At 72.2% G+C, this 12,031-nt stretch carries 13 protein-coding genes and 1 tRNA gene; 7 read left to right on the top strand and 7 right to left on the bottom strand.

From position 1 onward, the window contains the following. Positions 1-101: 101 nt before the first annotated feature. From BUE41_RS07880 to BUE41_RS07870, 3 genes are all read right to left on the bottom strand, one after another. Complete coding sequence (locus tag BUE41_RS07880) at positions 102-950, bottom strand: tyrosine-type recombinase/integrase (RefSeq protein ID WP_200803799.1); 849 nt, start codon at positions 948-950, stop codon at positions 102-104. After that, complete coding sequence (locus tag BUE41_RS30075) at positions 943-1,272, bottom strand: hypothetical protein (RefSeq protein ID WP_073456355.1); 330 nt, start codon at positions 1,270-1,272, stop codon at positions 943-945. The genes BUE41_RS07880 and BUE41_RS30075 overlap by 8 nt, the downstream gene beginning before the upstream one ends. A gap of 246 nt (positions 1,273-1,518) precedes the next feature. Next, positions 1,519-1,603: transfer RNA gene (locus tag BUE41_RS07870), tRNA-Leu, on the bottom strand. A gap of 96 nt (positions 1,604-1,699) precedes the next feature. Between BUE41_RS07870 and BUE41_RS07865 the strand changes: the two genes are divergently transcribed. Together BUE41_RS07865 and BUE41_RS07860 are read left to right on the top strand one after the other, a co-directional pair. Then, a complete protein-coding gene (locus BUE41_RS07865; protein WP_084754568.1) occupies positions 1,700-3,010 on the top strand; it encodes a M20/M25/M40 family metallo-hydrolase in 1,311 nt (436 codons plus the stop codon). A 16-nt stretch (positions 3,011-3,026) separates the two neighbouring features. Beyond that, positions 3,027-4,007 (top strand): NADPH:quinone oxidoreductase family protein, encoded by a 981-nt coding sequence (locus BUE41_RS07860; protein WP_073456291.1) that lies wholly within the window; start codon positions 3,027-3,029, stop codon positions 4,005-4,007. 340 nt (positions 4,008-4,347) lie between these two features. Here BUE41_RS07860 and BUE41_RS07855 read toward each other — a convergent pair whose 3' ends face one another. From BUE41_RS07855 to BUE41_RS07845, 3 genes are all read right to left on the bottom strand, one after another. Continuing rightward, entirely contained in the window at positions 4,348-5,745 is a 1,398-nt protein-coding gene (locus BUE41_RS07855; RefSeq protein WP_073456289.1) for an alkaline phosphatase family protein, read from the bottom strand. Positions 5,746-5,882: 137 nt separating this feature from the next. Next, on the bottom strand, positions 5,883-6,134 hold the full coding sequence (locus BUE41_RS07850) for a DUF5703 family protein (RefSeq protein ID WP_234997048.1): 252 nt from the start codon (positions 6,132-6,134) through the stop codon (positions 5,883-5,885). 94 nt (positions 6,135-6,228) lie between these two features. Continuing rightward, positions 6,229-7,179, bottom strand: coding sequence for an aldo/keto reductase (locus BUE41_RS07845; RefSeq protein WP_073456287.1), 951 nt, complete (start codon positions 7,177-7,179; stop codon positions 6,229-6,231). Between the two features lie 53 nt (positions 7,180-7,232). Between BUE41_RS07845 and BUE41_RS07840 the strand changes: the two genes are divergently transcribed. The 5 genes from BUE41_RS07840 to ygiD all read left to right on the top strand — a co-directional run bounded on the left by BUE41_RS07840 (position 7,233) and on the right by ygiD (position 11,117). Next, positions 7,233-8,057 (top strand): undecaprenyl-diphosphate phosphatase, encoded by an 825-nt coding sequence (locus BUE41_RS07840; RefSeq protein ID WP_073456286.1) that lies wholly within the window; start codon positions 7,233-7,235, stop codon positions 8,055-8,057. A 25-nt stretch (positions 8,058-8,082) separates the two neighbouring features. Continuing rightward, a complete protein-coding gene (locus BUE41_RS07835) occupies positions 8,083-8,787 on the top strand; it encodes a histidine phosphatase family protein (RefSeq protein ID WP_073456284.1) in 705 nt (234 codons plus the stop codon). Positions 8,788-8,873: 86 nt separating this feature from the next. Next, on the top strand, positions 8,874-9,434 hold the full coding sequence (locus tag BUE41_RS07830) for a DUF3090 domain-containing protein (RefSeq protein WP_073456282.1): 561 nt from the start codon (positions 8,874-8,876) through the stop codon (positions 9,432-9,434). Positions 9,435-9,449: 15 nt separating this feature from the next. Beyond that, complete coding sequence (locus tag BUE41_RS07825) at positions 9,450-10,244, top strand: SCO1664 family protein (RefSeq protein WP_073456280.1); 795 nt, start codon at positions 9,450-9,452, stop codon at positions 10,242-10,244. Between the two features lie 15 nt (positions 10,245-10,259). After that, entirely contained in the window at positions 10,260-11,117 is an 858-nt protein-coding gene (ygiD, locus tag BUE41_RS07820; protein ID WP_200803798.1) for a 4,5-DOPA-extradiol-dioxygenase, read from the top strand. A 30-nt stretch (positions 11,118-11,147) separates the two neighbouring features. Here ygiD and BUE41_RS07815 read toward each other — a convergent pair whose 3' ends face one another. Then, on the bottom strand, positions 11,148-11,909 hold the full coding sequence (locus BUE41_RS07815) for a histidine phosphatase family protein (protein ID WP_073456278.1): 762 nt from the start codon (positions 11,907-11,909) through the stop codon (positions 11,148-11,150). Positions 11,910-12,031: the final 122 nt, after the last annotated feature.

Raw genomic sequence — 12,031 nt, 5'->3', positions numbered from 1 at the left:
CCGTGATCACGCAGCCGGTCAGCGTACAGGCGCACCGCGCGGGCGCGGGTCTCCTCATCGAACTTCCGAGGTGCAGGCACGGCTCCAGTCTCCTTGCTAGATCAGAGCCTCTCCACCACCCAGGGCGATTCATGCTGGCCGAGTCGGGTCCAGATGTAGTCGTAGCGGCGGCGGGTGATCCGCTGTCCGGATCGGTACCGCAGCAGCGGGCCGCCGGGTGTCGCGGCTGCACTGCGTTCGTTGGTGTGTGCGAGCAGCTGGCTCATCAGCGTGGGGGAGACTGGTTGTGATCGGGTGGTGTCGCCCTTCTCCCGGAGCGAGATCAAGCACTGGTCCGGGTCGAGATCGATCGGGCGCAGTGCGAGCGCGCCACCGCGGCGGCATGCCGTTTCGATGTGCAGCCGCAGGATGAGTGCGTCCAGGGCGGGATCGTCACCGGTCGTGGCGGCCACCTGGACGATCTCTGCGAGTCGGGTGTCGGCGACGGCGCGGCGGGTCGAGGGTGGTCGGCGCGGCTTGTCCACCTTCTTGGCCGGGTTGGCGGCGGCGGTGATCAGGCCGTCTTCCTCGGCGCGCCGGTAGAGGCAGCGCAGTGCGGCGATCATGTGTTCGGTGGCGCTGTGGCCGCCGCGTCCGCTGCGGCGGATGACCAGTTCGGATTGCATGTCGACCAGGAGTTGGCGGATCTCCGACGGGGTGGGTTCGTCGATCCGGCGTTCGCCCCAGTGCTTGTCGATCCGGTTCCAGTAGCTGCTGTAAACGCGGCGGGTGCCGGGGCGTGCGCCGGCGGCCACGATCGGGATGTAGTCGCGGAAGGTCGGCACTGCCACGCGGGCGGCCGGTGCGTCGAGGAGGTCTTCGGCTGTTAGCCCGAGTCGCGACAGCAGGATCCGGGCCGCATCCAGGTCCGCAGTGCTCGGGTTGGGCCGGTCGGGCGTGTCGTTACTCATCGCGGTCACCGGCCTTCGAGGCCGACCGTCTATGAGTCAGCAGCGCGTCAAGCGCGGCGGGTGGGTAGATGACCAGCGTCTGCCGCTGGGGTTCCGCGGCCAGCAATACTCGATCTCCGGGTCGCAGATCGAGCCGATGCCGGGTCGCGGCGGGCAACCAGATGAACCGGTGATTCTTGACCGCCACCGGGCCGTCGAGGGCCGGGCGCAGCGTGAGGTGGGTGCGGGCGATGTGGACGCGCAGCCTGGTGTCGGGCGTCCAGCCCAGCGCGGCGAACGCCGCGCGATCGGCGATCCGCCCGCCACGATCGAGGACGGACATCCCGTAGACGGTGTCCGCGGTGCGGGTGATCGGTGGCTCCGGTAGCGCCAATCCGCGGCGAGGGATAGCGGCCGCCCGGGCCGGGCGTGCTGGTCCATCGCTGGGTGTCCGGGCCGGGAGCAGCAGGGGCGCGATGGCGGCGCTCGTCACGACGACCACCGCCACGGGCGCGTCGCTGCTGCACACGCGTGTTCAAGCGCGTTCTGACACTGGAACGTGGTTCGTCGCAGGTGTGCAACGTCTGGGTGTCCGAGGGGGGACTTGAACCCCCACCCCCTATAACGGGGACTAGCACCTCAAGCTAGCGCGTCTGCCATTCCGCCACTCGGACATCGCCGCGTCGTGCGCGACGAGAGAAGCTTAGCCCACGCCTCCGCGGGACCGCGCGGGGGTATGCGATCCGGGCGTCGATGGTAGGAAGACGATCGTGACCGCCAGCCCAGCCGACGAGGTCGTGGACCTCGTCTCCGCCTTGATCCGCATCGACACCTCCAACACCGGCGACCCCGAGACGGTGGTCGGCGAGCGGGAGGCGGCCGAGTTCGTCGCGGAGAAGCTCGCCGAGGTGGGCTACGAGCCCGAGGTGATCGAGTCGGGCGCTCCGCGGCGCGACAACGTGTTCGTCCGCCTGCCGGGCGCCGATCCGAGCCGGGGCGCGCTGCTGGTGCACGGCCATCTGGACGTGGTGCCGGCGGAGCCGAGCGAGTGGTCGGTGCACCCGTTCTCCGGCGCCGTTCAGGACGGCTACGTGTGGGGCCGGGGTGCGGTCGACATGAAGGACATGGTCGGGATGACGCTCGCCGTCGCCCGGCACTACAAGCGCACCGGGTACGTGCCGCCGCGGGACATCGTGTTCGCCTTCGTCGCCGACGAGGAGGCGGGCGGCGCGTACGGGGCGCAGTGGCTGGTGCAGCACCGGCCGGACCTGTTCGAGGGCTGCACGGAGGCGGTCGGCGAGGTCGGCGGGTTCTCCCTGACCCTCGGCGAGGACCAGCGCGTCTACCTCATCGAGGCCGCGGAGAAGGGCATCGCCTGGATGCGGCTGCGGTCTCGCGGCAAGCCCGGGCACGGGTCCTTCCTGCACGACGACAACGCCGTCACGAAGGTGGCCGAGGCGGTGGCGAAGCTGGGCAACCACACGTTCCCGCTGGTCCTGACGCCCACGGTGCAGGCGTTCCTCGACCGGATCGGGGAGCTGACCGGGCTGGAGTTCCCCGAGGACGACCTGGAGGGCGCCCTGGCGAAGCTCGGGCCGCTGTCGCGGATCGTCGGGGCGACCGTGCGCGACACCGCGAACCCGACGATGCTCAAGGCCGGCTACAAGGCCAACGTCATCCCGTCGTCGGCGGAGGCGGTCGTGGACTGCCGGGTCCTGCCCGGCCGCCGGGAGGCGTTCCTGCGCGAGGTCGACGAGCTGATCGGGCCGGACGTGACCCGTGAGTGGGTCACCGATCTGCCCGCCGTCGAGACCGAGTTCGACGTGCCGCTGACGCAGGCGATGCTGGAGGCGCTGCGCACCGAGGACCCGACCGCGACGACGGTGCCGTACATGCTCTCCGGCGGCACCGACGCCAAGTCGTTCCACACCCTCGGCATCCGCTGCTACGGGTTCGCGCCGCTGCGGCTGCCCCCGGACCTGGACTTCGCGTCGCTGTTCCACGGCATCGACGAACGGGTCCCGATCGACGCGCTGGAGTTCGGCACCCGCGTGCTGGATCGATTCCTGCGCATCTGCTGAAGGAGGACGAGCACCGATGAAGGGCTGGCAGGTCCACGAGCTGGGCGAACCAGAGGACGTCCTGACGTTCGAGGAGCTCCCCGACCCCGAACCGGGTCCCGGCCAGGTGCTGGTGCGGGTGGCCGCGGTGGCGTGCAACTTCCCGGACATCCTGCTCTGCCAGGGCCGCTACCAGGAGAAGCCGCCGCTGCCGTTCACCCCGGGCCTGGAGATCGCCGGGGAGGTCGTCGCGGCCGGTGAGGGCGCGGCCGCCGCGGTGGGGGACAAGGTGCTCGGCACCCCGCCGATGGGCAAGGGCGGCTACGCCGAGCTGGCCGTGCTCGACGCGGACTCGACGCTGCCCTGGCCGGAGGGGATGTCCGCGGCCCAGGCGGCCGGGATGTTCGTCACCTACCAGACCGGCTACTGCGCGCTGCACCAGCGAGCCCGGCTGCAGCCGGGGGAGACCCTGCTCGTGCACGCCGCGGCAGGCGGCGTCGGGACGGCGGCCGTGCAGCTGGGCAAGGCCGCCGGGGCGCGGGTCATCGGCACCGCAGGCGGGCCGGAGAAGTGCGAGGTCGTGCGCGGCCTCGGCGTCGACGACGTGATCGACTACCGCTCCGAGGACATCGTCGCCCGCGTCAAGGAGCTCACCGGCGGCCGCGGCGCCGACGTGATCTACGACCCGGTCGGCGGCGACGTCTTCGACGCCTCCCGGCGCGCCGTCGCGTTCGAGGGCCGGATCCTGGTCATCGGGTTCGCCGGCGGGCGGATCGCCGACGCGCCCACCAACCACGCACTCGTGAAGAACTACTCGGTCGTCGGCGTGCACTGGGGGCTCTACCGCAAGATGCGCCCGGAGCTGATCCCGCAGTGGCAGGAGGCGCTGGCGCAGCTGTGGCGGGAGCGGAAGATCGATCCGCTGGTCGGAGCGGAATACCCGCTGACCGAGGCCAAGGCCGCGCTCAAGGCGCTCGGGTCCCGCGGAACGACGGGGAAGGTCGTCCTGCTCCCCTGACCGGGTCGCAGGAGAGCCCTCTCACACCATGACGTGAAAGGGACGAAGCTCCTGCAGATGCGATCCACCTCCACGGCGCCCGGGCCTCGCGCTCCGTACTGCGCCTCACCGCGGCGGGCCGAGCACTACCGGGAGGTGACCACGACGCTCGCGCGCGTCGACGACGGTGGGCAGGTGCGCAGGGGCCCTCGGAGGAACGACGGGGGGCCGTGTGCACCGCGCGAGCGACTCACGGGCCGCGAGCCCGATCGGCCGCAGAGCCGTCGTCGACTCGGGGGCGCGCGTGCCGCGCTCGGCGACAGGGGAGCCGGGCGCGATCAACGCGGTGGCTCTCCTGCGCCTACCTCACGCTCGCCGGTGCACGCAGCGGTAGTGGCTTACCCTTCATGTGCTCCGGCTGCGGCACCCCGAAGTGCTCGAGGATCGTCGGCGCGATGTCCGTGAGCGGCACGCGCCCGGGCACGACCCGGTGCTCCCCGGTGCGGAACCACAGCGCCCCGTCCCGGTGGTGACGGCCGGAGCGGGTGGTGTGGATCGCGTAGAACAGCTCGTCGTGGCGACGCCGTGCCCCGGTCTCGGGGTTGATCACGACCGCCCCGTCCGCCGCGGCGGCGCGGCGGGCGCCGACCTGCAGCTGGTCGCCGTCGCGGTCGACCTTCAGCACCGGCTCCCCGCCGTCGGTGACGAGCGCACGCAGCTGCTCCTCGGCCCGGATCGCGGCCTGCTCCCCGGGCAGCGCGACGACGAACTGCTCGGCCATCATCGGCTTCGCCACCCCGCCGGACACGCGCGCGAACGCCAGCAGCTCGGCGAAGTCGCGGGGCCGGTAGGTGCGCTTCTCGGTGTCGGTCCACGGCTCCTGCGACAGCGCCGTGGCCAGGATGAGCAGCGCGTCCGGGTAGTCGGCCATGATCTTCGCCAGCAGCCGGTCCATCGACTCGTAGCCGTGCAGGACGGCCTCGGCGTACGTGCCGTCGCCGGGCTCGGTGAACAGCTCCGGCTCCAGGTCGCGCCAGTAGTAGTGCTGGTAGTGCGCGGTCGAGTTGGAGAAGAACGTGGCGAACCGCACGTCGAAGCGCTTGTTGAGCGCCCGGAACACGTCGTAGTTGAGCGCGTCGAGCACGGTCGCGCGCTTCCAGCGGCCCCCGCCGGTGCGCTTCTCGTTCACCAGCTGCGCGATCGCCTGCTTCACCGTGGCCGGCCGCAGGCCGTTGCGGACAAGGAACAGCCCGAACTTCGCCAGCTGCGCCGGGCCGGGCAGCGCGTCCCGCGACGATTCCTGCACCGCGGCCGACACCGTCTCGTAGAACGGCTGCAGCGACTGCGGGTAGGCCACCCCGTCGACGTCCCACGGGTCCGGCACCACGTAGCCCGCGTCGCCGGGGCGGCGCAGGTAGTTCGTGTTCATCGACGAGAAGATCCCGACCGGCACGCCCGCCCGGGCCAGCACGTCGCCGAGCAGCGGCTTCGTCAGCTTGCGTCGGCCGTCGCCGAGCGCGAACACCTGGTGCTCCGAGTAGGGCAGCCCGCTGTGCACGGTGACCCACTGGATCCACGGCTCCAGCGCCGGCGGGTCCTCACCGGCGTCCGTGGTGAACACCACCGAGGAGTCGCGGAACGCCCGGAACGCCGGCAGGTGCCCCTCGGCGATGAACCGGTCGAGCAGCCGCGGACTCAGCTCGTTGAACTCGATGAGGATGGTCCGGGACGTTGCCCGGCTCGATCCTGGTTGCTGCACGACTTCCCCCCTCGTACTGCAGAGCCCCTCGTGATCCATCGGTGTGACCGGATCGGCCATTACATCGACGGCGAGTAACCGAGCGTACGACCGAAAGGCTGAGCGCGCCTCAGGAAACCGTGGTCACTGCACCGCGCTCAGGAGATCGTCGGCTCCGGCAGCAGGTCGGACGTGCGCCTGCGCCGCAGCCACACCTTCCGCACCCCGCCCGGGTAGAGCCGCACGCGGGAGAGCTCCCACCCCCCGAACTCGGCCTGGATCGCCAGGCGCACCGCGGCGGTCATGCGGGACACGTCGCCTGGGAGCTGGACGGGGCGGTACTCCCAGTCGCCGTCGACCAGATGCCCCTCGGTGCCCTCCTCGGTCGTGGCGGTCGAGCTACGAGCCACCGGCCACCTCCTCGTGCGTCGTGCCCTGCGCCGTCCGGGAAACCAGGCGGACGCTCCCACCATAGGACCGTCGGGCGGGCGCGGCCAGGCATCCTCAGGCGGGTTGCGGAACAGCGCTCACGTCGTCGAGCGCCTCGCGGATCTCCGCCGGCAGCGTCACCGGCTCGGCGGCCAGCGACGCCGCCAGCTGGCGGGCGTCGCGGGCCCCGACCAGCGCGGACGCGACACCGGGCCGGTCGCGCACCCACGCCATCGCGATGGCCAGCGGGGTCGTGCCCAGCCCGTCGGCGGCCGTCATCACGGCGGCGACGATGCGCGAAGCGCGCTCGGTGCGGCGTGCCTCGACGTAGGCGGCCATGGTGGGGGAGGCGGCGCGGGAGTCGGCGGGCGTGCCGCCGATGTACTTGCCGGTGAGCACGCCGCGGCCCAGCGGCGCCCAGGCCAGCACGCCGATCCCGTGGTGGGCGGCAGCGGGGAGCAGCTCGTGCTCCGCCGCCCGGTGCAGCAGGGAGTACTCCACCTGCGCCGAGGCCGGGATCGCGACCGGGCCGAGCGTGCGCGCCCGTTCGGCCACCGTGGCCAGCTGCCAACCCTGCGGGCCGACCAGCCCGCAGTAGCGCGCCTTGCCCTGGTAGACGGCCACCTGCACCGCCGAGAGCGTTTCGTCCAGCGGGATCGACGGGTCGAACGCCGGCAGCTGCCACAGGTCGACGTGGTCGGTGCCCAGCCGGACGAGCGTGGCGTCCAGCGCGGTCAGCAGCGCCCCGCGGGCGGGCCCGTCGCCCAGCGCGCCGTGGGGAAGCGCACACCGGGCCGCGATCACCAGCCGGTCGCGGCCCACCTTCGCCAGCAGCGTCCCGAGCACCTCCTGAGCGGCGCCCTCCGCGTACGCGTCGGCGGTCTCGACGAGCGTGCCGCCCGCGTCCACGAAGGCCGCGAGCACCTCCGCGGCGGTCTCGGCGTCGGTCTCGGCACCCCACATCATCGTTCCCAGGCCCAGGCGGGAGACCTCCAGCCCGCTGGCCCCGACCCGTCGTCGCTGCACCAGCGGGAGCCTAGGCGCCGCCCCCGTGACCCGGACGGGTACGGTCACGCGCCGTGACGTGGCTGGAAGTGGTCGTGCTCGGTCTGGTGCAGGGCCTCACCGAGTTCCTCCCGATCTCGTCGTCGGGACACCTGCGGATCGTCTCGGAGGTGTTCTTCGGCCACGACCCGGGAGCGGCGTTCACCGCGGTCAGCCAGCTGGGCACCGAGGCGGCCGTGCTCATCTACTTCGCCCGTGACATCGGTCACCTCGCGGCCACCTGGTTCCGCGGCCACGTCGACCCACAGGTGCGCCGGCACGCCGACTACCGGCTCGCCTGGCTGGTGGTGGTCGGCACCATCCCCATCGCCGTGCTCGGTTTCGTCTTCCGCGACCAGATCGAGACGGTCGCGCGCAACCTCTGGCTCGTCGCCTCCACCCTGCTGGTCTTCGGCATCCTGCTCGGCCTGGCCGAGCGCTACGGCCGGCAGAAGCTGGAGCTGCGCGACATGAGCCTGCGCGACGGCATCCTGCTCGGCCTCGCCCAGGCGATGGCGCTGGTGCCGGGCGTGTCCCGCTCCGGCGGCACGATCACGATGGGGCTGGCGCTCGGCTACACCCGCGAGGCCGCGGTGCGCTACTCGTTCCTGCTGGCCATCCCCGCCGTCGTCGCCGCCGGGCTGTTCCAGATCCCCGACATCGGCGTCACCCCGGACGGTCCGGACGTGCCCCAGATGATCGTCGGCACGCTCATCGCGTTCGTCGTCGGCTTCGCCGTCATCCACTGGCTGCTCGGCTACGTGAAGCGGCACAGCGTGTACGTGTTCGTCTGGTACCGGATCGTGCTCGGCGTGGTCCTGTTCCAGGCGCTCGTGTCCGGCTGGATCAGCGCCACGTGATCGATCCGCACGTAGGCTCGACGTCGTGACCGCGATGATCCTGCTGCGCCACGGACGCTCGTCGGCCAACGTCGCCGGGGTCCTCGCCGGACGCACCCCGGGCGTCGAGCTGGACGAGGTGGGGCGCAGTCAGGCCGAGAAGATCGTCGAGCGGTTCAAGGGCGTCCCGGTCGCGGAGATCGTCTGTTCGCCGATGCTGCGGTGCGAGCAGACCGTTGCACCGCTCGCCGCCGAGCGCGGCCTGCAGCCGCTCACCGAACCCGAGCTCGCCGAGGTCGACTACGGCTCCTGGACGGGTGGTGAGCTGCGGAAACTGGCCAAGGACCCGCTGTGGAAGGTGGTGCAGGCCCACCCGTCGGCCGCTGTGTTCCCCGGCGGCGAGGGGCTGGCCGCCATGCAGCACCGCGCGGTGTCCGCCGTGCGTCGCCACGACGCCCGCATCGCCGCCGAGCACGGGCCGCACGCCATCTGGATCGCCTGCACCCACGGCGACGTGATCAAGGCCGTGCTGGCCGACGCGCTCGGCACCCACCTCGACAACTTCCAGCGGATCATGGTCGACACCTGCTCGATCAGCGTCGTTCACTACACGCAGACCCGGCCGTTCGTTTCCCGGATCAACGACGTCGGCGGGGACCTGTCCGGGCTCGCGCCGCCCAAGCGCAAGCGCCGCCGCACCGCCAAGCCGCCGAGCTCCGACGCCGTCGTCGGCGGGGCGACCAACGCCTGACCGCGCGGACCGGCGCACCCACCACCGGGCGAACGACCACCACGGACGTGCTCCGACGGCCGCGGCGGACTACTCTCGACGGTGCCATGTCACGCGTCATCCACGTCTTCCGCCAGCCGGAGCGCTTCGTCGCCGGCACCGTCGGCGAGCCCGGCCAGCGTTCGTTCTACCTGCAGGCCGCCGAACGGTCGCGCACCGTGAGCGTCCTGCTGGAGAAGCAGCAGGTGTCGGTGCTCGCGGAGCGGATCAGCGCGCTGCTGGCCGAGATCGCGCGCCGGTTCGGCGTGGAGGAGGACGTCCCCGAGGCCGATCTCGACCCGCTCGCCCTGCCGCTGGAGGAGGAGTTCCGCGTCGGCACGATGGGCCTGGGCTGGGACGCGGAGAGCAAGTCGATCGTGGTGGAGCTGCTCGCCGTCACCGACGAGGAGGTCGACGAGTCCGTCGTCCTGGACGACACCGAGGAAGGCCCCGATGCGCTGCGGGTGTTCCTCACCCCGATGCAGGCGCGTGCGTTCGCCGACCGGGCCGAGCGCGTCGTGCAGGCCGGGCGCCCGCCGTGCCCGCTGTGCGCCGAACCGCTCGACGCCACGGGGCACGTGTGCGTGCGGCTCAACGGCTACCGGCAGCGCGTGACGGCTGCCGAATGACCCGCTGACCGCCCCGTGGACCCACGAGACCCGGCGGTGCCGGCGCTGCTGCAGCACGGTCGCATCGAGATCACCGGCCGGCTCGTCGATGCCTCCAACGCCACGCTGTTCGGGTCGATCACGCACGACGGCCTGGCCGCCCAGTGCGTCTACAAGCCGGTGCGCGGCGAACGGCCGCTGTGGGACTTCCCCGACGGCACGCTGGCCGGCCGCGAGGTCGCCAGCTACCTCGTGTCGGAGGCCATGGGCTTCCACGTCGTGCCGCCCACCGTGCTGCGCGACGGACCCTTCGGCTCCGGCATGGTGCAGCTGTGGATCGACACCGACGACGAGCGCGAGCTGGTCGACGTGTGCGCCCCGACCGAGGTGCCGCCCGGCTGGGTGGCCGTGCTGCGGGCCCGCGACGACGGCGGCCGGCCCGCCGTGCTGGTGCACGCCGACATCCCGGAGCTGCGCCGGCTGGCCGCGTTCGACGTCGTGGTCAACAACGCCGACCGCAAGGGCGGCCACGTGCTCGCCGGGGTCGACGGCCGCGTCTACGGCGTCGACCACGGCCTGACCATGCACGTCGAGGACAAGCTGCGCACGGTGCTGTGGGGGTTCGTCGGGCAGGAGCTGTCGCCTGAAGTGATCGAGGGCCTGGAGAAGCTGCGCGCCGGGCTGGACGGCGGGCTGGCCGACGAGCTGGGCCAGCACGTGACCCGGAGGGAGACGCGCGCGTTCGCCGACCGCGTCGACGCGCTGCTCGAATCCCGGGTGTACCCGCCGCCGTCGGGGTACGGTCCGGCGATCCCGTGGCCCGCCTTCTGATCCCGGAGGTCCCCCATGGCCGAGACCCCGATGCCGGCCGCGTTCGTCGGCCACGGCAGCCCGATGAACGCGCTGGAGCGCAACCGCTACACGTCCGCGTGGGCGCGGCTGGGTGCGGAGCTGCCGAAGCCGCGGGCGATCCTCGTCGTGTCCGCGCACTGGTACATCCACGCCACGGCCGTCACCGCGATGCCGCGGCCGCGGACCATCCACGACTTCTTCGGCTTCCCGCAGGAGCTGTTCGACCTGCAGTACCCGGCGCCCGGTGCACCCGAGCTGGCCGCGGAGATCGCCGAGATCGTCAAGCCGACCTGGGTGGGCGCCGACATCGACAGCTGGGGGATCGACCACGGCACCTGGTCGGTGCTCACGCACATGTTACCCGCGGCCGACGTGCCCGTCGTTCAGCTGTCGGTGAACGCGATGAAGCCGCTGGAGTACCACCTGGAGCTCGGCGCGAAGCTGGCCCCGCTGCGCGAGCGCGGAGTGTTCGTGCTGGGCAGCGGCAACGTCGTGCACAACCTCGCCGGGATCGACCCGAACCTGCCCGACGACGGGTTCGACTGGGCCCGCCGCTTCGACGACGCCGCCCGCGAGCTGGTCCTCGGCGATCCCGGACGGCTGCCCGCACTGGCCGAGTCGCCCGACTGGGCGGCCGCCGTCCCGACCGACGACCACTTCCTGCCGCTGGCCTACCTCGCCGGGCTGGGCGCCGCCGCCGGTGGGGGCACCGACGTGCTCGTCGACGGCTACCAGTACGGGTCGCTGTCGATGACCGCGTACACACTGGGGATCACGCCGCCGCCCGCGCCGGACGGGCCGCCCGGACCGCGGGTCGCGACCGACCCGGCACCGCAGGACCAGAACATCTGACGTCAGATCTGGCGTCCGCGGCGAACTGGATCAACGACCGAAGGTCTCGAACCACGTCCGGTCGATCCACGGCGGCAGGTGGCCGGGGATCGACGTCTCGACGACGTGCTCGCGGAAGCTCACGCGGGCGGAGCCGTCCTGGCGGACGCGCACCCGTACGTCCTCGAGGTTGTGCGGCTCGCCGGGGTCGCTGCCGATCGTGGTCGCCACGAACGCGCGCATCGGCGCCGAGTGCGTCGAAGCGAGGACCAACAGGGGACCGCCGGCCGGGTCGTGCCCGTCGGCGGCGGTCGCGACGCCCCGCCACATGCGGTGAGCCGCGATCTGCGGCGGCTCGAAGTAGAGCGTCGGGTTGCGCAGCCAGTACTCGATCGGGTTCCCGGCCGCGGCGCCGGCGCGGAAGTCGGAGTCGAAGCGGTCGTACTCGCGCGCCCATTCGGGCAGCTCGCCGGGTGGCAGGGCCAAACGGGCAGGAGCGGCACCGCCGGTGGTGTCGACCGTCTCACCGTGCAGCGAGTAGCGGAGGTTGTCGAAGAAGGGTTCGGGGTAGAGCGGGCCGATGCCGTCCTCGTGGCCGAGCTTCGCCACGAGCGCGGCCCGCAGCGCGACCGCGGTGGCGGTCGCCCGGGCGGTGCGGGCGTGGGGCATCCGCACGATCGTGCCCGGGGTGATCTCGTCGGCCAGCTCGGCGCCGCGTGCGGTGGCCTGCTGCTCGCCGCGCTCGGTCAGGCCGTGGTCGTCGTCGTAGCCGTGGGTCTCGCCGTGCCGCAGCAGCACCACCTCGTAGTCCACCCGCGTGACGCTACGACGAACGGGACGATCCGGCTGCGGCCGCGTACCCGAGAGCGGAACACGGGCCTTCTCCGGCGCGTCGAGAACGAAGTTGTGGTGATCAAGAAGGCATGTGGATCACC

Origin of the sequence: Pseudonocardia thermophila (assembly GCF_900142365.1) — a bacterium.
GTDB classification, from domain to species: domain Bacteria; phylum Actinomycetota; class Actinomycetes; order Mycobacteriales; family Pseudonocardiaceae; genus Pseudonocardia; species Pseudonocardia thermophila.
This window is presented reverse-complemented; position numbering and strand designations above follow the sequence as displayed.